We start from the raw sequence: 21,390 nt of genomic DNA on the forward strand, positions 1-21,390 counted from the left end.
TGCAGTGCAGGGTTGCTCAAATGTTCGAAAGTGTTTTGGCTCGTGACAGTTCTAGCCGCGATCGGGGACAGGCGCCGAGTTGGTCACCGTAGTGATGTCGACGTAAACCTCGTCACCGTGGATCTCAAGTGCAAAAACCGGCACAGGCTCGTAGGCGGGAAGCTGGAGCGGCATGCCGCTGCGCAGATCGAACTGGGAACCGTGTCCCCAGCACTCGATCCTGCAGCCCTCGACATCACCCTCGGAAAGGGAAATATCGGCATGGGAGCAAGTGTCGCCGATTGCGTGGATGCCGCCGTCGGAATCTTTGACGATTGCTACGGGGTAATCGTCAATGAGGATCCGCAGCGCCTGCTTGACCTCAATATCATTCACATTGCAGACGAGCTCGCCCTGCGGCCCGGTGCCGTTCTCAGGTGTCCGGGTCATCAGTAGTTCCCTGCAGCCAGCTCGCGCTCCACGGCTTCCGTGAGGCGCTCTTCCAGTACCGGAACCTTGATCTGCTGGATGACCTCGTTGAGGAATCCGCGCACTACCAGACGGCGGGCCGTCTTCTCATCGATCCCGCGGGCCATCAGGTAGAACAAGTGCTCATCGTCGAACCTGCCTGTTGCGCTCGCGTGTCCGGCGCCTTCGATCAGGCCGGTTTCGATCTCGAGGTTCGGTACGGAATCCGAGCGGGTGCCGTCGGTGAGCAACAGGTTCCGGTTGGTCTCGTACGTATCCGTTCCCTCGGCTTCCTTGCGGATCAGCACGTCGCCTACCCAGACAGTGTGCGCGTCCTGTCCCTGCAGGGCACCCTTGTAGGTGACGCGGGACTTGCAGTTCGGTACGGCGTGGTCAACGAGGAGCCGCTGCTCAAGGTGCTGCCCTGCATCGGCGAAGTAGAGGCCGTACATTTCCACCTCGGAGCCGGGAGCGGTGAAGAATGACGACGGCGTGAGCCGCACGAGGTCGCCACCCAGAGTGACGACCACGTGCTTGAAACGGGCGTCCCGGCCGATCTTCGCCTGCTGCGAGGAGGCGTGTACGGCGTCGTCGTCCCATTCCTGGACACTTACCACCGTGAGCTGCGCGCCGTCTCCGACCACAATCTCGATGTTCTGCGCCAGAGTGGTCTTGCCATGGTGGTCGAGCACCACGACAGCCTTGGAGAACTTCCCTGCAGAAATGATGAGGTGCTGTGCAGCGGGAGCCTCATCGGTGCCGTTGATCGAGATGGTGACGTCGCAGTCGGCTTCCGTCTCATCGGGGATGGTCACGACGGTTGCCTGCGTAACCGCCTCCCACGCGGCCGCGGCAACCCTGTCCTCAGGAATCGCTGCGGAACCGAAGCGGGAATCCGTGCGCTCGACGGTTTCCACCAGGATGTTCGATGCACCGGACACGGTAACCTCGGGCCCACTGCCTGTCAGGGCATCGGTATGCAGACCGCGGAGGCGCTTGATCGGCGTGAACCGCCAGTCCTCTTCGCGGCCGGTCAGTGGTGGGAAGTCGGCAAGCTTGTAAGATTTGAGCCGCTCGCCTCGAGATGCTTCCGGCACAACAGGGTCATCCCCGTGGCTGTGCTTCTTCAACCCGTGCTGCTCGGCGCCGGTGTTCGTCGGGGAAAGGTTTTCGCCTTCCTCGGTGAAGCCGTCAATGGCAATTTTCTCCGGGCTCGACGGTGATCCGATACGGGCCTTCTCGTCAGTCAGTTCGGGGGTCAACTGGGTGGTTTCAGCCATTAACCTACGGCTCCTTCCATCTGGAGTTCGATCAAGCGGTTCAGTTCGAGCGCGTACTCCATGGGGAGTTCACGTGCAATGGGTTCAATGAATCCGCGCACGATCATCGCCATGGCCTCGTCCTCGGGCATCCCTCGGGACATAAGGTAGAACAACTGCTCTTCGCTCACTCGCGAGACCGTGGCTTCGTGGCCCATGGTGACATCGTCTTCACGGATGTCCACGTACGGGTAGGTGTCTGAGCGGGAGATGGTGTCAACCAGCAGGGCATCACAGCGTACGGTGTTGGCCGAGTGAGTTGCGCCCTCCCGGACCTGCACCAGACCGCGGTATGCGGCACGCCCGCCGCTGCGGGCGACCGACTTCGAGATGATCGAAGACTTCGTATTCGGCGCAATGTGGACCATCTTGGATCCGGTGTCCTGGTGCTGGCCCTCGCCGGCGAATGCGATCGACAGCGTCTCGCCCTTGGCATGCTCCCCGACCAGGTAGACAGCCGGATACTTCATGGTGACCTTGGAGCCGATGTTTCCGTCGATCCACTCCATGGTGGCGCCTTCATGCGCGATGGCCCGCTTGGTTACCAGGTTGTAGACGTTGTTGGACCAGTTCTGGATTGTGGTGTAGCGAACGCGTGCATTCTTCTTGACCACAATTTCGACGACGGCGGAGTGCAGCGAGTCTGACGTGTAGATGGGTGCCGTGCAGCCTTCGATGTAATGCACGTAGGAGCCTTCGTCAGCGATAATCAGTGTCCGCTCGAACTGACCCATGTTCTCCGTGTTGATGCGGAAGTAGGCTTGCAGCGGAATCTCAACGTGGACACCGGGCGGTACGTAGACAAAAGAGCCTCCGGACCAGACAGCGGTGTTCAGTGAAGCAAACTTGTTGTCACCGACCGGAATGATCGAACCGAAATACTCCTCGAAGAACTCAGGGTGCTCCCGCAGCGCGGTGTCGGTGTCCATGAAGATGACGCCCTGGCGCTCGAGTTCCTCATTGATCTGGTGGTAGACAACTTCGGATTCGTACTGCGCGGCGACGCCGGAAACCAAGCGATTACGCTCAGCCTCAGGGATGCCGAGCTTTTCGTAGGTGTTCTTGATGTCGTCGGGAAGGTCTTCCCAACTACCGGCCTGCTTTTCGGTGGACCGCACAAAGTACTTGATGTTGTCGAAGTCGATGCCCGACAGGTCCGCGCCCCAGTTGGGCATCGGCTTGCGGTCGAAGTACTTCAAGCCCTTCAGCCGGAGATCGAGCATCCACTCGGGCTCGTTCTTCTTGGCGGAGATGTCGCGGACAACCTCTTCGCTCAGGCCGCGACGGGCGTTGGCGCCGACGTCGTTCTTGTCGGACCAGCCATACTCGTAGGTACCGATGCCTTCGAGCTCCGGATTTCTCTCGAGGATGTCGCTGAGTACTCCTGCGGGCACGGCCTCGGGAACCAATGCCTTCTGATCTGTCTGATCCGTCATCACGGCCTTCCTTGCTGATGGTTGGAGACGTTTGTTACGTATGGGTGCGGCGCCGGGGCGTCGCTTTCGGGTGATTGGCGGGCAGTTTCACCGGCGCGCGCGATGCGGCCGATCGGTATGTGTGTTGTGCAGACGTGGCCGCCGGCTGCGAGAGTGGACAGCCTGCGAACGTCCACGCCGAGCAGCCGGGCGAAAACATCGGTTTCCTGTTCACAGAAATCGGGGAAGTCAGCCGCGAGTTCCTGAATGGGACAATGTCCCTGGCAGAGCTGCACGCTCAGCATCGCCGCATGGGGTGCGTTTCGGCCGATTTCCCGTGTGGAGCCGACGAATCCGTCAAGGCTCAGTGCTTCGGCAAGCGCTGCAGCCTTGTCTTCGAGGCGGTCCCCCGCGGACTCAATGACCGGCCGGTACCGCTCCTCCATGTCGGCGAACCTGCCCGCTGCAAATTGGCGGACGGCGTCAGGCCCCGCGATCTCCCGTAGCTGACCTAGCGCTGCCTGCGCGATGTGCAGATAATCGTTGCCCAGCCGTGTCTGGCCCCGCTGGCTGAGGACATAGCGGCGCGCGGGACGGCCTGCACCCGCGGAAGGACTGCCGATGACTTTGACCTCGATCAGGCCGTCACGGGACAGCGCGTCAAGATGGCGCCGGACCGCCGCCGGCGTGAAACCCAGCCGGTCGCCGAGTTCAGCCGCGCTCACCGGACCGTGCTCAAGAACTGCGGAAAGCACTTTATCCCTGGTCCGCTCATCGACGGCGCGGCGGGAATCGGCATCGTCAACTCCACCGAAAACGCTATCTCCCTTGGTACGGCCCGGGACAACGGAATGTGACATTGGGGCCTCCTTAGGGTGCATTGGGAAGTAGGCTTGGAGCTCAAATTGAGCGGAACGAGCCAATTAAGACAACATAACCATGTCCTAATCTATTCCAGAAGCCCACCCGCTTCCAGTAAGGCGAGGCTACCCATCCGGTGTGCCGACAGAGCCATCGTGAGACAGCTACTACGTGGCGTAGAATTATCCGGTGTCTTCCTCCCATCCCGCCGTCGAAGTCAGCGGGCTCGTCAAGGACTTCGGCCCAGTCTCATCCCTCGACGGCAAGATGATCCGCGTGCTCGACGGCGTCAGTCTCCGCGCTGACATGGGCAGCGTCACCGCATTGCTGGGCGCCAACGGAGCGGGCAAGACCACCACGCTCGAGTGCGCGCAGGGCCTGCAGAAGACCAGCGGCGGCAGCGTGCGCCTCCTTGGCGAAGATCCGTGGCGCGCGGGCGCCCCACTTCGCAGCCGCGTCGGCATCATGCTGCAGGAGGGCGGGCTGCCTCCGGCAGTCCGGCCACTGCCCCTGCTGCACCACGTAGCCGGCATGTATGCCTCACCCCTCAATGTCGAGCAGCTGGCAGCCCGGCTTGGAATCGACTCATTCGCACGGACCTCGGTGAGGCGGCTCTCGGGAGGCCAGAAGCAGCGCCTTGCCCTTGCGTGTGCCCTCGTGGGTAATCCTGAAGTGCTCTTCCTCGATGAGCCAAGTGCAGGACTTGATCCGCAGTCACGCAATATCGTCTTCGAGTTGATTACGGAGCTTCGGGACGAAGGCCTTGCGATCATTCTGACCACTCACCTGCTCGACGACGCCCAACGGCTCGCGGATTACGTCTACATCATTGACCAGGGCAGGACGGTCAGACAGGGAACAGTGGCCGAACTGACCGCCCATACCGCGGATGCCGCCCGGGAGCTTCGGTTTGAAGCGCAGATCGGCCTCACACTGCCCGCCGACCGCCTGGTCCATCTCGATGTCTCTGAGCCCTCGCCCGGCAAATACTGCGTGAACGGCGCACTAACACCAGAGGACCTGGCAGTCATCGCTGCCTGGTGGGCAGAGAACGGCATCCTGCCGGCCTCGATCTCCCTGACCTCCCGCTCGTTGGAGGACGTCTTCCTCGATGTCTCCGGACGGAGTATCCGATGAGCGCTTCCCCGCTGCCCGTGCGGGTCCTGCAGCATGGCAGGTATGAGACGATCGCCATGCTTCGCAATGGGGAACAGCTCGTTCTGGCCATCGTGCTCCCCCTGCTTGCACTGAGCGCCATTGCCTTCACCCCCTTCTTCGATGTTCTCGGCGTGCCGCGGCTCGAGGCAGGGACCCCGGGTGTGATTGCGCTGTGCGTACTTTCCACGGCATTCACCGGACAAGGGATCGCAACCGGGTTCGACCGCCGTTACGGTGTGCTTCGCTTCCTTTCGACCACCCCGCTCGGCCGCAGTGGGCTGATTTTGGGGAAGGTCCTCGCGGTGGGTGCGGTTCTCGCTATCCAAATCACAGTCATCGGCACGATGGCGGTTCTGCTTGGTTGGCAGCCCCCGCTCAGCGGGATTCTTCCGGCACTTGCCATGCTGGTGCCGGGAATCGCGGCCTTCACTGCTCTGGGGCTCCTGATAGCCGGAACCCTCCGGCCCGAGGCAACCCTTGCTGTGACCAATCTGGCGTGGGTTCTGCTGGCAGCCGTCGGCGGTACTGTCATCCCCCGCAGCAGCATGCCCGAGGTCATCCAGCCCGTCGTTGCGCTGCTGCCCTCAGCCGCACTGGGCGACGGGCTGCGCACTGCCCTTACCTCCGGCACATTCGATGCCTTGTCCTTCGCACTGCTGTGCGGCTGGGCCGCCGTCGTGGGCCTGGCCGCCGTCCGCTGGTTCAAATGGAGTTAGGAACATGACTCAAATCTCCCCTGCCCGTCTGGTCGAGCGCCTACCCCGGACAGTCACACCGTCGGTTCGCGCGCTGGCGCTTGCCTCGCTTGTCTCCCAGATCCTGATCGTCGTCACAGGTGGTGCAGTGCGGCTCACCGCATCCGGCCTGGGTTGTCCTGAATGGCCGCTGTGCACTGCTGACTCCATGGTCACCACCCCGGAAATGGGCGTACACGGCATCATCGAATTCGGGAATCGCCTGCTCACCTTCGTCCTCACCGCGATCGCGATCGCCATGCTCGTGGTCCTGTGGAACATGCGAAAGACCCGGCGGGACCTTTTTGTGCCCGCCGTTGTTCTTTTCGCGGGGATCCCCGCGCAGGCTGTGGTGGGTGGGATCACGGTCCTGACTCAGCTCAACCCGTGGGTGGTTGGCTGGCACTTCATCATCTCGATGGTCCTGATTACGGTGGCCACGGTGCTGGTGAACCGCACACGGCTTTCCCCCGCTGAGGCGGAAGCTGACAACACTCCGCGTGCCACACCGCTGCTTCGACAGCTCCTCGCCGCCGCGGGGGTACTGGTGACCGCCGCGGTGCTGCTCGGTGTGGTGGTCACCGGATCGGGGCCCCACGCAGGAGACGCGGGTGCGGCGCGGAACAACCTCAACCCGGATCTGATGACCCGCATCCATGCCGCCCCGGTCTACCTGCTCGTATTGACGGTACTCGTGCTGGTCTTCGCTGCGTACCGGCTCCGGGTTGCGCAGCGCCTGCGCTTCGCCCTGGTTCTTCTGACCGTCGTCGTCTTTGCGCAGGGCGCTGTTGGCTACCTGCAGCATTTCCTCCACCTGCCGGTGGCCCTGGTTGCGCTGCACATGCTGGGAGCTTCCGTGCTCACGGCGGCGATGGCGCACGCCATCTACATCGGATATTCCCGCCGGCGGGTAGAAGCTGCTACCGGCGCCGACTAGCGTCAGCCCTGCACGCCGTCCTCGACGTCGTCGAACGCCTCAGCCAGCCGCGCCAGGTCGCGCTGCTCGCTTCCGGCGATCGGAAGGAGCGGCCGTCGCGGATCTCCGGCGTCCACCCCGCACGCCCTGCCCAGGGCATGCAGACCGCTGAGCTTCCGCAGGCGGTGGACGGCCTGGACCACCGGCACCAGTCGGGACCGTTCCGCGGACACCCTCGCCGGATCACCTTTCAGCACCGCGGCGCGGAACGCCAGGTAGCTGGCAGGCAAGAGCGCTGCGAGGCCCGTGTGCCAGGCGTCCGCGGTCACCTCGCCGGTCGCTATAAGTGGGTCGCCGCTGGCGCCATGACTGATCCGCCGGTTGAGCGCTCCCCGCAACCGTGCCGCGCGATCGGCGAATTCTGCGGGAGTAGCAGCCGTGTCCTTGAAAGCGACCAGGGAGGGCACGTGCTCAAGCCGACCCACCAGTTCCACGTCGATGGAGAACTGGGTGGTGGACGGATTGTTGTACAGGCAGATGGGCAGAGTAGTTGCAGAGGCTACTTCCTCCACCAGCGCAATGAGCTCGTCGTCGGTCAGCGGCAGGTAGGACACAGGTGAGAGAACCACCCCGTCCGCCCCCAGCCGTTCCGCGGCCCGTGCTCCTGCAACTACCTCCCGGGTAGCGACTGCGCTGATACCCACCGCCAGCGGAACGCGGCCTGCGGCGGCGTCCACCGCGCAGGAAATGACCCGCTTCCGTTCATCACCGTCAAGATAGGCAAAGCTGCCGGAGGACCCGAGCACCGTGACGGAATCGACCCCCGACCGGGCCAGACGATCCACAAGGAGCGAAAGTTCGGCTGAGTTCACCGCGCTGTCCGCAGTGAAAGGCGTCAGGGGGTAGGCAACGACTCCGGTGAAGACCATTCCACCATCCTAGGTGGAGAGCGCTGCTGCCTAGCTCGCGAAGATTGCAGTCCCGACGAAGGGATCAATAGCGAGAGCCAGAAACAGCACGGTGAGGTAGCTGATTGATCCGTGGAAGACCTTCATCGCCGTCTTGCCCGTGGCTGTCCCCGCTTGGGCCGAGGCGTGCAGTTTATGGGACTCCAGAATGAACCAGCCGCCGCTGAGAACTGCCGCGACGGCGTAAACCCAACCTGCCCCGCCCACGGGAACAAGAAGGAGCGAGCAAATCACCGTGGCCCAGGCATAGAGAACGACCTGAACGGAGACAACTCCAGCGCCCGCAATGGCACCAAGCATGGGCACGTTCGCTGCATTGTAGTCATCGCTGTACTTCATGGACAGCGGCCAATAGTGCGGCGGCGTCCATAGAAATATCACCAGGAAGAGCACAACCGCCGGCCATTCCACCGTTCCTGTCACTGCAGCCCATGCAATCAGCACCGGCATGCAGCCTGCTGCCCCGCCCCACACGATGTTTTGCGCTGTCCGACGTTTCAGGATGAGCGTGTAGATGACGACATAGAAGAAGATTGCGCCCACTCCGAGCCAGGCAGCGAGAGGGTTGGTGCCTACCCACAGGATGGCGACCGATGCGATGCCCAGGGCCCACGCGAAAATCAGCGCTTCCCGCGGTGTCACTTCTCCGGTCACCAATGGTCTGTTGACCGTTCGGTTCATCACCTTGTCGATATCACGGTCGAGATAGCAGTTGAAAGCACCCGCGCTTCCGGCAGCAAAGGCACCGCCGACCATGGTGGCTATGACCAGGCCGAGCGACGGAAATCCGCCCTGGGCGAAGATCATGGTGGGAAGGGTGGTGACCAGCAGCAGTTCAATGACCCGCGGTTTGGTCAGTGCCAGATACGCGCGAAGCTTGCGGGATACGCCGCTGCCTGCCTGATTCACGCTGGGCGCAACTGCCACCTGATCGAAATTCACGGGAGGATGCTCTGCTTCTGAATTGAGGATAAAGTCCACCGCCATCATACCCGGTCCATACGAGTTTTTTACAGCTCGTAGAAAAGAGGGAGGCCGGAGCGGGCGGGATCCCAGCGCCGTCGTTCGTGTCTTTGTGTGACCCTTCACAAAAGTCCGGGCCACGCGCATTCGGAATCGAAAGCGCTAAGCTGGCCTGTATCGCCTGGATCACTCCCGCACGCCGGGACACACAAGGAATGGCCCGAGGAGTTTTTTTACTCGGCAGATGTGTCAGCAGCACCCAGCGTGCGGGGATTTCCGGTGTGGTCGAAACGCAGCAGTATTCAAGTTTTCAACGGTGAACGGCCGGCTGGCCGCGGGGACTTTCGCTTCCGTGGCGCAGTCCCACTCGGCGCCGCGGCGCTGGCCGTGACGTAAAGAGAGGGGCCCGGTGAACGTGCCACAGCTGGAAAAGCAGGACCTGGACTGGAACGAACTGGATGAGCGTGCGGTAGACGCAATCCGTGTACTCGCGGCGGATGCGGTAGAGAAGGTGGGGAACGGGCACCCGGGAACGGCGATGAGCCTCGCCCCGGCGGCCTACCTCCTCTTCCAGAAATTCATGCGCCATGATCCTACCGACCCGGAGTGGACCGGCCGTGACCGCTTCGTACTCTCCCCCGGGCACACCTCGCTGACCCTCTACATTCAGCTTTTCCTCTCCGGCTACGGCCTCGAACTCGAGGACCTGAAGGCGCTGCGGACCTGGGGCTCCAAGACCCCGGGCCACCCCGAGTACCGCCACACCGCGGGCGTCGAGATCACCACTGGCCCGCTCGGCCAGGGCCTCGCCTCCTCCGTCGGTTTCGCTTACGCCCAGCGCCGCATGCGCGGCCTCCTTGACCCGGAAGCGCCGCAGGGTGAGAGCCCGTTCGACCACACCATCTGGGTCATCGCTTCCGACGGCGACCTGCAGGAAGGCGTTACCTCCGAGGCGTCTTCCCTCGCCGGTCACCAGGAACTGGGTAACCTCGTGATGATCTACGACGAGAACCACATCTCCATCGAGGACGACACAGATATCGCCTTCACCGAGGATGTCCTCGGCCGCTACGCTGCCTACGGCTGGCACACCCAGCGGGTGGACTGGACCAAAACCGGTGAATACGTGGAGGACATCGCCGAGCTCTACAGTGCCCTGAAGGCCGCGAAGGCAGAGACCTCCCGCCCCTCCATCATTTCCCTCCGCACCATCATCGGCTGGCCTGCTCCCAACAAGCAGAACACGGGCAAGATCCACGGTTCAGCGCTCGGCAAGGACGAGGTTGCGGCGCTGAAGTCCACCCTGGGACTCGATCCGGAACAGCATTTCCAGGTCGACGACGAAGTCCTGGCTCACGCCCGGAAGGTTGTGGACCGCGGCCAGGAAGCCCGCAGGAGCTGGGAAGACACGTTCAGTGCCTGGAAGTCCGCCAATCCAGACAGCGCCGCGCTGCTCGACCGCATCTCCGCCCGCGAACTTCCCGACGGCTGGGAGTCGAGCCTTCCTGAGTTCGAGGCCGGCAAGGATATGTCCACCCGTGCCGCTTCCGGCAAGGTACTCAGTGCAATCGGTCCAGTGCTGCCGGAACTCTGGGGCGGTTCAGCAGACCTGGCGGAATCCAACAACACCACAATCGAGGGATCTCCATCCTTCGTGCCTGTCAGCAAGCAGACTGATGCCTGGTCCGGAAACCCCTACGGCAGGGTTCTGCACTTCGGTATCCGCGAACATGCTGCCGCCGCCATAGTAAACGGCATTGTCATGCACAGCAGCACGCGGGCATTCTCGGGCACCTTCCTGATCTTCAGCGACTATCAGCGGCCGGCCATCCGACTCGGCGCGCTCATGGGAGTGCCTGCGATTTATGTGTGGACCCACGACTCCATCGGGCTCGGTGAAGATGGGCCAACCCACCAGCCCGTCGAGCAGCTTGCGTCGCTCCGCGCGATTCCGGGTCTGGACGTTGTCCGCCCGGGCGACGCGAATGAGGTCGCGGTTGCGTGGCGCACCATCCTCGAGAACACCTCGAACCCTGCCGGTATCGTTCTCACCCGACAGAACATCCCCACCTGGGAGCGCGGCGCCGGTGAAGCGGATGGAGACACCTTTGCCTCGGCTGAAGGCGTCGCCAGAGGTGCTTATGTCCTTGCCGAAGCGCCCAACGGTGACCCGGACGTCATCCTGATCGCTACCGGGTCCGAAGTCCAACTTGCCGTCGAGGCCCGCTCGGAGCTGCAGAAGGACGGCATCGCCGCGCGCGTCGTCTCCCTGCCCTGCCTCGAATGGTTCAACAAGCAGGATGAGTCATACCGCGAGTCAGTTCTGCCCTCGGGCATCCGGGCCCGCGTATCAGTAGAGGCCGGAATTGCCCAGGGTTGGCGGGAGCTCGTCGGCGATGCCGGCCGCTCCGTCTCGCTTGAGCACTTCGGTGCCTCAGCCGATTACAAGACCCTGTTCCGCGAGTTCGGAATTACCTCCGAAGCCGTGGTCGAGGCTGCCCGCGATTCGATCGCTGCCGCCGGGACACGCAGTGCTCCGGACGGGACGGCGGCAGCAGCCGGCGCCCCTGCTTCGACAACCGGCGATCACCTCTAGCACTGCGTCACAGACAGCACAATCCACCCTGGATCAAGGAGAAAACGCAATGACTCCCACCCCTACCGCCGCACTTTCCGAAGCCGGCGTGTCCATCTGGCTGGATGACCTCTCCCGTGAGCGGATCACCACTGGAACCCTGAAGGCGCTTATCGCTGACCGCGACGTCGTCGGGGTCACTACCAACCCGAGCATCTTCGCCGCAGCGCTTAAGAACGGCGAGTCCTACTCAGCGCAGGTCAAGCAGCTTGCTGCATCTGGCGCGGACGTCGACACTGCCGTCTTCGAAATCACCACTACCGATGTAGCCCAGGCGTGCGACATCTTTGCCCCGGTCGCTGAGAAGACGGGCGGAGTCGACGGACGCGTGTCCATCGAAGTTGATCCCCGGCTTGCCCGCGATACGGCGGGCACCATCGCCGAGGCCCGGCACCTGTTCGATGCGGTGGGCCGCAGCAACGTCCACATCAAGATCCCCGCCACCGTTGAAGGCCTCGAAGCGATCACGGCAACCCTCGCAGCCGGAATCAGCGTCAATGTGACCCTGATCTTCTCGCTTGAGCGCTACCGCGAAGTCATCAACGCCTTCATGCTGGGCCTTGAGCAGGCGAAGGACAACGGGCATGATCTCTCCACCATCCATTCGGTGGCTTCCTTCTTCGTTTCGCGCGTGGATGCAGAGATCGACAAGCGCCTCGACGCCATGGGAACCGATGAAGCAGCGGCGCTGCGCGGCCAGGCCGGGCTTGCCAACGCCCGTCTCGCCTACCAGGTCTATGAAGAAGCCTTCAGTTCCGAGCGCTGGAAGGTCCTCGCAACAGCCGGTGCCCACCCGCAGCGCCCGCTCTGGGCCTCGACCGGCGTCAAGGATCCCGCGTACCCGGACACGCTGTACGTCACGGGTCTCGTCGCCGCCGGCGTTGTGAACACCATGCCGGAGAAGACCCTCGAAGCCACTGCAGACCACGGTGAGATCGCGGGCGACACCGTCACCGGCACCTATGCGGAGTCCAACGACATCCTGGACCGGCTCGAGAACATCGGAATCTCCTACAAGGAAATCGTCCACCTGCTTGAGGAAGAGGGTCTGGACAAGTTCGTGGCCAGCTGGGGCGAACTCCTCGAAACAGTCACTACCGCGCTCGAATCTGCGAAGGGCTGATCACTCATGGCTACCCTCTTTGTCAACGCATCCGGGGCCGCCGCTGAAGCGATCGAGCGGGCCATGCCCGAACTCGTGCAGGAGAAGGTCGCTTCGCGGATCATGGCCAAGGACTCCACCCTGTGGGGACCTGAGTCTGAGTCTGAGGCATCGGTCCGTTTGGGCTGGGTTGACCTGATCGATGCCTCTCGCGCCCTCCTGCCGGAGATCAAGCAGCTGCGCAGCGATCTCGCAAACGAGGGCGTGAACCACATTGTGCTCTGCGGCATGGGTGGCTCGTCGCTTGCGCCTGAGGTCATTACCCGGTCCGCCGGGGTTGAGCTGACTGTTCTCGACTCAACCGATCCTGCACAGGTTCGCGGGGCACTGGCCGAGCGCATCGGGACCACCGCCATTGTGGTGTCCTCGAAGTCGGGTTCAACGGTAGAAACCGACTCCCAGCGCCGGGTCTTTGAGCAGGCCTTCACTGATGCCGGAGTAGACGCCAAGAGCCGGATCATCATCGTCACTGATCCCGGCTCACCACTGGATGAATCCGCCCGGGCTGCCGGCTACCGCGCCGTTTTCAACGCTGATCCGACGGTGGGAGGCCGATATTCCGCCCTCACCGCGTTCGGCCTCGTGCCCTCAGGCCTCGCGGGGGCGGATGTGGCCACCTTGCTTGATGACGCGGAATCCATCGGTGAATTCCTGTTCGATGACGACGCCGGCAACGTCGGTTTGCGCCTCGGCGCAGTTCTCGGCGGTACCCTACCGCTACGCGACAAGATCGTGTTCGTTGACGAAGGGTCCGGAATCATCGGCCTCGGCGACTGGGTCGAACAGCTCATTGCCGAATCAACCGGCAAGCTGGGAACAGGAGTCCTTCCCGTTGTTGCAGAACAGGGCGCTCCTGAATTGTCCTCGGGTGCACCGGACGTACTGGCAGTCCATCTGGTCTCTCCCGACTCCAACACCGAGCCGGCCGGGAACGCCATCGCCGTCGGAGGCAGCCTCGGCAGCCAGCTCCTGGCATGGGAATTCGCAACCGCCGTCGCCGGCAGGCTTCTGGGTATCAACCCATTCGATCAGCCGGATGTGGAGGCGGCCAAGCAGGCCGCCCGCGGACTGCTGGACGAGCGGCCCGGGGCCGCAGCCCCGAACTTCGTGGACGGAGCTGTCGAGGTTCGCGGCAGCCGAAGCCTGCTCGGCTCGGCAGCTACGCTCGGTGAAGCGCTCGAGGCATTGATCGGATCGCTGGAGCCGAACGGCTACCTTGCGGTACAGGCGTATCTCGACCGCATCGCTGAGGCTCCGCTGGCCAGGATCCGACCGGCCCTGGCGCGGGCAACCGGCCGTCCGGTGACGTTCGGTTGGGGGCCCCGCTTCCTGCACTCCACCGGGCAGTTCCACAAGGGCGGAACACCGGTGGGCGCGTACCTCCAGATAACCGGAGCTACTACAGAGGACCTGGTAATTCCCGAACGGCCCTTCAGCTTCGGTGAGTTGATCGCTGCCCAGGCCGCAGGAGACGCAAAGGTTCTCGAAGATGCGCACCGTCCGGTCCTGCGCCTCCACCTGTCAGACCGCCCTGCGGGCATCCGGCAGCTTCACGACGTCATTGATCACCTGGCCGCCCGATCAGCTGAAAACGGAAACGGGTAGATGCCTGATAACAGCACCAAGTTCAGAAATCCACTGCGGGACCCACGGGACCGACGCCTCAACCGGATCGCTGGACCGTCGTCGCTGGTCCTGTTTGGCGTGACAGGTGACCTTGCGCGCAAAAAACTGATGCCGGCTGTCTATGACCTCGCGAACCGCGGACTGCTGCCTCCGAGTTTCGCGCTGGTGGGGTTCGGACGCCGGGACTGGAGTGATGAGGACTTCGCCCAGGAGGTTCTGACGTCGGTGAAGCAGTACGCCCGAACCCCCTTTGACGAGTCGGTGTGGGAACAGCTTTCAGCCGGCATCCGGTTTGTTCAGGGAAACTTCGACGACGACGACGCCTTCATAGAGCTCAAGAAGACCGTCGAGGACCTCGACTCAACGCGCGGAACCCGGGGTAATCACGCGTTTTACCTCTCCATTCCGCCCAAGGCGTTCGAGCTGGTGTGCCAGAAGCTGTCCGAGCATGGCCTCGCTCAGCCGGAGGAAGGCAAATGGCGCCGGGTGGTTATTGAGAAGCCGTTCGGCCACAACCTGGAATCCGCCCGTGAGCTGAACGCGATCGTTGAGCAGGTCTTTCCTCCCGATGCGGTTTTCCGGATTGACCACTACCTTGGCAAGGAAACCGTCCAGAACATCCTCGCTCTCCGTTTCGCCAACCAGCTCTTCGAGCCGCTCTGGAACGCCAACTACGTTGACCACGTCCAGATCACCATGGCGGAGGACATCGGCATCGGCGGCAGGGCCGGCTACTACGACGGTGTCGGAGCTGCGCGCGACGTCATCCAGAACCATCTGCTCCAGCTGTTGGCCCTGACAGCTATGGAGGAACCGATCTCATTCAACGCGGAGGATTTACGCGCTGAGAAGGAAAAAGTTCTTGCCGCCGTCAAATTGCCTGACGATCTGTCCACCCACTCTGCCAGGGGACAGTACGACGGCGGCTGGCAGGGAGGCGAACTGGTGAACGCCTTCCTGGACGAGGACGGTATTCCAGCCGATTCCACGACGGAAACCTACGCGGCAATCCGGTTGGACATCAATACCCGGCGCTGGAGCGGTGTACCGTTCTACCTCCGCGCCGGAAAACGCTTGGGCCGCAGGGTCACGGAGATTGCCGTCGTCTTCAAGCGTGCACCGAATCTTCTGTTCCGCGATCACGGGGAGGGAGATTTCGGACAAAATGCCGTAGTCATTCGCGTCCAGCCGGACGAGGGCGCCACTATCCGTTTCGGTTCGAAGGTTCCCGGAACGCAGATGGAGGTGCGCGACGTAACCATGGACTTCGGTTACGGCCACTCCTTCACCGAATCCAGTCCGGAAGCTTACGAACGCCTGATCCTCGACGTGCTGCTCGGAGAACCGCCGCTGTTCCCGCGCCACCAGGAGGTGGAACTGTCGTGGAAGATACTCGATCCGTTCGAAGAGTACTGGTCAACCCTCCCCTCAGCACCCGAGAAATACGTTCCCGGCAGCTGGGGTCCGGACTCCGCTGATGAATTGCTGGCCCGTGATGGAAGGACCTGGAGGCGGCCATGATCGTCGATCTACCTGATACAACAACCTCCAAGGTTTCAAAGGAAATCATGACCATGCGGGACAAGGGCGGCGTTGTCGCCCTTGGCAGGGTGCTGACGCTGGTGGTCATCACCCGTTCCGGCCACGAGGAAGAAGCGATCCTCGCTGCAAATGAAGCCAGCAGGGAACATCCTTGCCGCATCATCGTTCTGGCCGAGGGAACCGACTCCGCCCAGACTCGGCTCGACGCGCAGATCCGGGTCGGCGGCGACGCCGGCGCGTCCGAGGTGATCGTCCTGCGCGGTTACGGAGAGCTGGCAGGAGAAAGCGAGTCTCTCGTTTCGGCGCTTCTGCTCCCTGACGCCCCGATCGTCGCCTGGTGGCCGCATGGTGTTCCCGAAGCAGCCGCTCAAACCTCAATCGGCAGCATCGCGCACCGTCGCATTACCGATTCAGCAAACGAGCCCGATCCGACGGCGGCGTTGTTCAACATCCGCCGGACGTATCAGGCTGGAGATACCGACTTGGCCTGGACGAGGCTGACGAATTGGCGGATCCAGCTCGCCGCCGTTCTTGAGCAACTCGATGGATCGCCCATCACCGCAGTTACCGTGGAAGGGGCTTCCGACTCCCCCAGTACGGTACTGCTTGCGGCGTGGCTGACCCTGGCACTCGACACACCGGTCTCTATCGAGGCCGGAGAGCCTGGAACCGGCCTGCATCGGGTAGTGCTGTCCCGCGCCGCAGGCGATGTCGAGCTCAATCGTCCGCGGCGATCCGTCGCGGAGTTGCACCAGCCGGACCAACCCGTACAGCGAATTTCCCTCCCCCGTCGCAGCCTGCAAGACTGTCTCGCGGAAGAGTTGCGGCGGCTTGACCCTGATGACGTGTTCGGCGAAGTCATCACCGATGGGCTCGCACGGACCAATTTGAGGAGCGTACGGACCAGTGAAAACTGAACCTAAAGTCAGTATCCACCCTGACGCGGGATTGTTGGCGGCGTCAGTAGCGGCGCGTCTCGTTACACGGCTCGTGGATATTCAAAACGAGCGTGGAACCGCCACTGTGGTCCTCACCGGCGGGACACTCGGAATTGGCGCGCTCCGCGCTGTGGCCGAGTCTCCTGCCCTGTCGGCAGTGGACTGGTCCACTGTGGATTTCTGGTGGGGGGATGAGCGCTTCCTTCCGGCCGGCCACCAGGACCGCAATGTTGTTCAGGCCAGGACGGCTCTTCTGGACCAGATCGGCGTCTCCGCCGAGCGTGTGCATGAATTCGGTGCATCCGACTCCTTCAGCACCGAGGACGAGGCAGCTGCCGATTACGCCTCCCGCCTACAGCAAGCTGCGGACAAGGAAGCAACAGCAGGCACGCCCCTCGCGGACCCGCGTCTGCCGAAATTCGACATACTGCTGCTCGGCGTCGGACCCGACGCGCATATTGCCTCGCTGTTCCCCGAGATGGCGGGAATACGTACCAAGGGCCAAACCGTGGTGGGCGTTCGGGATGCACCGAAGCCCCCACCCGAACGGGTGAGCCTCACGCTAGAAGCCATCAACTCGGCTGAGGAAGTCTGGCTGGGAGTTGCCGGTCAGGACAAGGCTGGTGCAGTAGGGCTCGCACTTGCCGGTGCCGGCGCTGTCCAGGTTCCTGCTGCGGGCGCGCGCGGACGGCGGAAAACCCTGTGGCTGATCGATCAGGAAGCTGCAAGCCAGCTTCCTGGGCGCCTGATCGACGCCGGCGAGTCTGACGCCGGCTAGACGGAATGGCGCTGGCGTAACTGCGCCAGCGCATTCTCCAACACCTTTTTTGCTTCCGCTTCTGTGCGGCGTTCCTTCACATACTGGAGGTGACTCTTAAACGGCTCATCGCCGTCGGTGTTGAGATCCATTCCCGGTGACCGCCCGGCGGGCCGGCCGCAACGGCCGCACTCCCACACCTCAGGAATCTCGGCTTCGCTCAACTTTGCGAAGGTGGGCCTCGTCTCGTGGCCTTCCAGGCACCAGTAACTCACGACAGTGCGGTCTACCAGACCCTGCGCGCGTTCTGCATCCAGATGCCTACCCGATGCCGGCAGACTGTAGCCGGAACCGATGCGTGAGCCTTTAAAAGCGTGTCCCGCGTTCACCATGGATTTCTCCCATCAGTACCGCACACGACCTGCGTTCGAGGTTCAGTGTACGCCCTGATGTGGTGGACGCGGGATAGCAGGAGGGTGTTCTAGGAGTCCCCGGCGAAGCGTTGGATCAGCCCGAGTGCAACGATGACCACGCCCCACGCGAGCCCGAGGGCAACCGTGAAGCGGTTAAGGTTGCGCTCGGCAACTCCGGAAGACCCCATGCTGGTTGTCATGCCGCCGCCGAACATGTCGGACATACCGCCGCCCCTGCCTTTGTGGAGAAGGATGAGCAGTGTCAGCAGCAAGCTGGTGATACCCAGCAGTACCAACAGGATGATACGGAGAATTTCCACGGTGACCTTTCAGCGTGACCTTAGTCGGTCACCAGATGGTGCTCGAACCTGACAATGTTAGCAAACTCATCGACGTCCAGGCTCGCTCCGCCAACCAGCACACCGTCGACGTCGCGCTCCTTGAGGATCGCAGCGGCATTCGATGCTTTCACGGAACCCCCGTAGAGAAGCCGGACCCGCGCAGCAACTGACTCGTCGAAGATCACGGCAAGTTCCGCGCGGATGGCTGCGCACATCTCCTGTGCGTCACCTGGTCCAGCAACCTCACCCGTTCCGATGGCCCACACAGGTTCGTAGGCGACCACCAGATTGCCTGCCTGCTCCGTGCTCAGCCCGGCGACGTCCTCGCGAAGCTGCCCGAGAGTATGTTCAACGTGGTTCCCCGCCTGGCGAATCTCAAGCCCCTCGCCGACGCAGAGGACCGGAACCACATTGTGGCGGTATGCGGCCTGTACCTTTCGGTTCAGGAGTTCATCCGACTCACCATGAATGGTTCGCCGCTCCGAATGGCCGACAAGCACGTAGGCGCATCCAAGCTTCTCCAGGAACTGACCGGAAATGTCGCCGGTGTAGGCGCCGGAATCGAAGGGTGAAAGGTCCTGGCCTCCGTAGACGATTTCGAGGTCATCACCCTTGACAAGCGTCTGGACTCCGCGGAGGTCGGTGAACGGAGGGAACACCGCCACCTCCACGCGCGAGTAGTCGTGCTTTGCGTCATCGAGCGTCCATGCCAGTTTCTGCAGCAGGGTAATGCCCTGGACGTGGTCCAGGTTCATCTTCCAGTTGCCGGCGATCAGTGGACGCCGGTCGAAAGTTCCGTTCGTCGAGGAAGTCATGGTTCTCCAGTTCTAGAGAGAGGTCTGCGGAAGTGGTGTCAGCGCTGCAGAGCGGTCAGGCCCGGCAGTTCCTTGCCTTCAAGGTATTCCAGGCTCGCGCCGCCACCGGTCGAAATGTGGCTGAAGCTCGACTCGTCAAAGCCGAGGCCGCGGACGGCCGCGGCCGAATCACCGCCGCCAACCACCGTGAGCGCACCCGCCGACGTTGCATCAGCGAGTGCCTGGGCCACAGCTTTGGTACCGGCCGCGAAGGCATCGAACTCGAACACGCCCATTGGCCCGTTCCAGAAAACTGTGCGCGCCTGGCCAATGTGGCGGGCGAAGGCAACGCCCGACTCGGGACCGATATCCAGTCCCAGTCCCGCCGCGCCGTATTGCCCTGATTCCATGGCTTCGGCGGGCCGCGTCTCATGGCCGGCGTCGGCCGCAAACTTCTCCGCAACCACGATGTCGGTAGGCAACACGAATTCGGTGCCGGCCTCCTCGGCGCGGGCGAGGTAGCCACGTACGGTGTCGAGCTGGTCCTTCTCAAGCAGGCTCGCACCGACGGAGTGTCCCTGCGCAGCGAGGAAAGTGAAGACCATGCCGCCGCCGATCAACAACCGGTCCGCTGTGCCGATGAGGTTTTCGATGACGGCAAGTTTGTCTGAAACTTTCGAACCACCGAGCACGACGACGAAGGGCCGCTCCGGTTCCACGGTCAGGCGCTGCAGAACATCCACTTCGGCCTTCACGAGGTCGCCCTGGTAGGCAGGCAGACGCGATGCGATGTCATACACGCTCGCGTGCTTCCGGTGTACCGCGCCGAAGGCGTCGTCCACGTAGGCGCCGTTGGTACCCGTCAACTGCACGAGTTCGTCTGCGAACGCTGCCCGCTCGGAATCGTCCTTGCTTGTCTCACGTGAATCGAAACGGACGTTCTCCAGAACCAGTACGGCTCCCTCGGACAGGCTGGAGGCACGCGAGCGCGCGCTCTCACCGGTGACATCATCGGCGAAGGCCACGTCGAAGTCCGCCAGCTCAGCCAACCGGTCCACCGCAGGCTTCAGCGAATACTTCTCCTCGGGTGCGCCTTTGGGACGGCCAAGGTGCGCCATGACGATCACCGCCGCGCCGGCCTCGGTCAGCCTGCGCAGAACCGGCAGCGAGGCCCTGATCCGGCCGTCGTCGGTCACACGCAGGTTGGGAAGGCTGCCATCGAGCGGCACGTTCAGGTCCGATCGGACCAGTACGCGCCGCCCGCGCACGCCAACTTTTAGCAGATCATCCAGCGATGAATAGCTCACAGTGTCCCTAGGAGAGCTTCGCCGCGACGATTTCGGTGAGATCAACGAGGCGGTTCGAGTAGCCCCACTCGTTGTCATACCAGCCGACCACCTTGACCTGGTTGCCGATGACCTTGGTCAGGCCGGAGTCAAAAATGCACGATGCCGGATCCGTCACGATGTCCGAGGAGACGATGGGCGCCTCCGTGTAGGAGAGGTAGCCCTTGAGCGAGCCGTCGGCTGCCGCCGCCTTGTAGGCCGCGTTCACTTCCTCTGCAGACACTTCGCGGCCGACAGTGACAGTGAGGTCGGTCGCCGATCCGGTGGGAACCGGTACGCGGATCGCGTAGCCGTCAAGCTTGCCCTTCAGTTCGGGCAGCACGAGGCCGATCGCTTTGGCGGCACCAGTGGAAGTAGGCACCATGTTGATGGCTGCTGCACGGGCGCGGCGGAGATCCTTATGCGGTCCGTCCTGAAGGTTCTGGTCCGCCGTGTAGGCGTGGACGGTTGTCATCAGACCGTGCTCGATGCCGAAGGCGTCATTGAGCACCTTCGCCAGGGGGCCCAGGCAGTTGGTGGTGCAGGAGGCGTTGGAGATGATGTGGTGGTTCTCGGGATCGTACTGGGCGTCGTTGACTCCCAGTACAACTGTGAGGTCCTCGTCCGAGGCGGGAGCGGAGATGAGAACCTTTTTGGCGCCGGCGTCGATGTGCTTGCGGGCGTCGGAGGCCTTGGTGAAGAACCCGGTGGACTCGATGACGATGTCCACACCGAGATCCGCCCACGGAAGGTTAGCAGGATCCCTCTCGGCCAGCACCTTGATGGTCTTGCCGTCCACCACGAGGGCGCCGTCCGAAACTTCGACGCTGACTCCGAGGCGGCCGGTGACGGAGTCGTACTTCAGCAGGTGAGCGAGCGTCTCAGGACTGGTGAGGTCATTGACGGCAACGATTTCGAGATCGGCGCCCTGTTCGAGGGCCGCGCGGAAGTAGTTGCGCCCAATGCGCCCGAAGCCATTGATTCCAATACGGGTAGTCACTGTATCTATCTCCTTGCTAGGGGTTGCTGCCGGCGGCTGTTGCCCAGGAGGTAGAGCCTGCCCGGCGACTGAAATG

General features: G+C 62.8%; 20 protein-coding genes. 9 read left to right on the forward strand and 11 right to left on the reverse strand.

Annotation, left to right across the window (positions count from 1 at the left end):
• Positions 1–51: 51 nt before the first annotated feature.
• The 4 genes from P4U43_RS01650 to P4U43_RS01665 are packed head-to-tail and all read right to left on the reverse strand — an operon-like array spanning position 52 to position 4,041.
• Positions 52–429, reverse strand: coding sequence for a non-heme iron oxygenase ferredoxin subunit (locus P4U43_RS01650; RefSeq protein ID WP_277357169.1), 378 nt, complete (start codon positions 427–429; stop codon positions 52–54).
• Positions 429–1,727, reverse strand: a complete 1,299-nt coding sequence (sufD, locus tag P4U43_RS01655; RefSeq protein ID WP_277357170.1) for a Fe-S cluster assembly protein SufD — start codon at positions 1,725–1,727, stop codon at positions 429–431. Before sufD ends, P4U43_RS01650 begins: the two co-directional genes overlap by 1 nt.
• Positions 1,727–3,202 carry a Fe-S cluster assembly protein SufB gene (gene sufB, locus P4U43_RS01660; RefSeq protein WP_056547588.1) on the reverse strand — a complete coding sequence of 492 codons (1,476 nt, stop codon included), beginning with the start codon at positions 3,200–3,202 and terminating at the stop codon, positions 1,727–1,729. The genes sufD and sufB overlap by 1 nt, the downstream gene beginning before the upstream one ends.
• A complete protein-coding gene (locus P4U43_RS01665) occupies positions 3,202–4,041 on the reverse strand; it encodes a helix-turn-helix transcriptional regulator (protein ID WP_277357171.1) in 840 nt (279 codons plus the stop codon). The genes sufB and P4U43_RS01665 overlap by 1 nt, the downstream gene beginning before the upstream one ends.
• A 190-nt stretch (positions 4,042–4,231) precedes the next feature.
• Here P4U43_RS01665 and P4U43_RS01670 point away from each other — a divergent pair, with 190 nt between their 5' ends.
• From P4U43_RS01670 to P4U43_RS01680, 3 genes are read left to right on the forward strand one after another with little or no spacing between them, the layout of a single operon-like run.
• Positions 4,232–5,179: an ABC transporter ATP-binding protein gene (locus tag P4U43_RS01670; RefSeq protein WP_277357172.1), complete on the forward strand. Its 948-nt coding sequence runs from the start codon at positions 4,232–4,234 to the stop codon at positions 5,177–5,179.
• Positions 5,176–5,916, forward strand: a complete 741-nt coding sequence (locus P4U43_RS01675) for an ABC transporter permease (protein ID WP_277357173.1) — start codon at positions 5,176–5,178, stop codon at positions 5,914–5,916. Before P4U43_RS01670 ends, P4U43_RS01675 begins: the two co-directional genes overlap by 4 nt.
• 4 nt (positions 5,917–5,920) lie before the next feature.
• Complete coding sequence (locus tag P4U43_RS01680; protein ID WP_277357174.1) at positions 5,921–6,871, forward strand: COX15/CtaA family protein; 951 nt, start codon at positions 5,921–5,923, stop codon at positions 6,869–6,871.
• A gap of 2 nt (positions 6,872–6,873) precedes the next feature.
• On the opposite strand, the gene P4U43_RS01685 is transcribed toward P4U43_RS01680, so the two are convergent.
• Positions 6,874–7,779, reverse strand: coding sequence for a dihydrodipicolinate synthase family protein (locus tag P4U43_RS01685; RefSeq protein ID WP_277357175.1), 906 nt, complete (start codon positions 7,777–7,779; stop codon positions 6,874–6,876).
• Between the two features lie 30 nt (positions 7,780–7,809).
• On the reverse strand, positions 7,810–8,760 hold the full coding sequence (locus tag P4U43_RS01690; protein WP_277357176.1) for a heme o synthase: 951 nt from the start codon (positions 8,758–8,760) through the stop codon (positions 7,810–7,812).
• Between the two features lie 445 nt (positions 8,761–9,205).
• Here P4U43_RS01690 and tkt point away from each other — a divergent pair, with 445 nt between their 5' ends.
• From tkt to pgl, 6 genes are read left to right on the forward strand one after another with little or no spacing between them, the layout of a single operon-like run.
• Positions 9,206–11,377, forward strand: coding sequence for a transketolase (gene tkt / locus P4U43_RS01695; RefSeq protein WP_277357230.1), 2,172 nt, complete (start codon positions 9,206–9,208; stop codon positions 11,375–11,377).
• A 49-nt stretch (positions 11,378–11,426) separates the two neighbouring features.
• A complete protein-coding gene (tal, locus tag P4U43_RS01700; protein ID WP_277357177.1) occupies positions 11,427–12,539 on the forward strand; it encodes a transaldolase in 1,113 nt (370 codons plus the stop codon).
• Between the two features lie 6 nt (positions 12,540–12,545).
• Positions 12,546–14,183: a glucose-6-phosphate isomerase gene (locus P4U43_RS01705; protein WP_277357178.1), complete on the forward strand. Its 1,638-nt coding sequence runs from the start codon at positions 12,546–12,548 to the stop codon at positions 14,181–14,183.
• Entirely contained in the window at positions 14,184–15,725 is a 1,542-nt protein-coding gene (gene zwf, locus P4U43_RS01710; RefSeq protein ID WP_277357179.1) for a glucose-6-phosphate dehydrogenase, read from the forward strand.
• Entirely contained in the window at positions 15,722–16,663 is a 942-nt protein-coding gene (locus P4U43_RS01715; RefSeq protein ID WP_277357180.1) for a glucose-6-phosphate dehydrogenase assembly protein OpcA, read from the forward strand. The genes zwf and P4U43_RS01715 overlap by 4 nt, the downstream gene beginning before the upstream one ends.
• Positions 16,653–17,462: a 6-phosphogluconolactonase gene (gene pgl, locus P4U43_RS01720; protein ID WP_277357181.1), complete on the forward strand. Its 810-nt coding sequence runs from the start codon at positions 16,653–16,655 to the stop codon at positions 17,460–17,462. The genes P4U43_RS01715 and pgl overlap by 11 nt, the downstream gene beginning before the upstream one ends.
• On the opposite strand, the gene P4U43_RS01725 is transcribed toward pgl, so the two are convergent.
• From P4U43_RS01725 to gap, 5 genes are all read right to left on the reverse strand, one after another.
• Positions 17,459–17,833 (reverse strand): RNA polymerase-binding protein RbpA, encoded by a 375-nt coding sequence (locus P4U43_RS01725; protein WP_277357182.1) that lies wholly within the window; start codon positions 17,831–17,833, stop codon positions 17,459–17,461. The genes pgl and P4U43_RS01725 overlap by 4 nt on opposite strands.
• Positions 17,834–17,922: 89 nt before the next feature.
• Positions 17,923–18,174 (reverse strand): preprotein translocase subunit SecG, encoded by a 252-nt coding sequence (gene secG / locus P4U43_RS01730; protein WP_026543639.1) that lies wholly within the window; start codon positions 18,172–18,174, stop codon positions 17,923–17,925.
• Positions 18,175–18,194: 20 nt separating this feature from the next.
• Positions 18,195–19,010 carry a triose-phosphate isomerase gene (gene tpiA / locus P4U43_RS01735; RefSeq protein WP_277357183.1) on the reverse strand — a complete coding sequence of 272 codons (816 nt, stop codon included), beginning with the start codon at positions 19,008–19,010 and terminating at the stop codon, positions 18,195–18,197.
• 38 nt (positions 19,011–19,048) lie between these two features.
• A complete protein-coding gene (locus P4U43_RS01740; RefSeq protein ID WP_277357184.1) occupies positions 19,049–20,296 on the reverse strand; it encodes a phosphoglycerate kinase in 1,248 nt (415 codons plus the stop codon).
• A 7-nt stretch (positions 20,297–20,303) separates the two neighbouring features.
• Positions 20,304–21,314: a type I glyceraldehyde-3-phosphate dehydrogenase gene (gap, locus tag P4U43_RS01745; RefSeq protein WP_277357185.1), complete on the reverse strand. Its 1,011-nt coding sequence runs from the start codon at positions 21,312–21,314 to the stop codon at positions 20,304–20,306.
• Between the last annotated feature and the right edge of the window lie 76 nt (positions 21,315–21,390).

The sequence above is a fragment of the Arthrobacter vasquezii genome, from assembly GCF_029455255.1.
Taxonomy (GTDB): domain Bacteria; phylum Actinomycetota; class Actinomycetes; order Actinomycetales; family Micrococcaceae; genus Arthrobacter_D; species Arthrobacter_D parietis.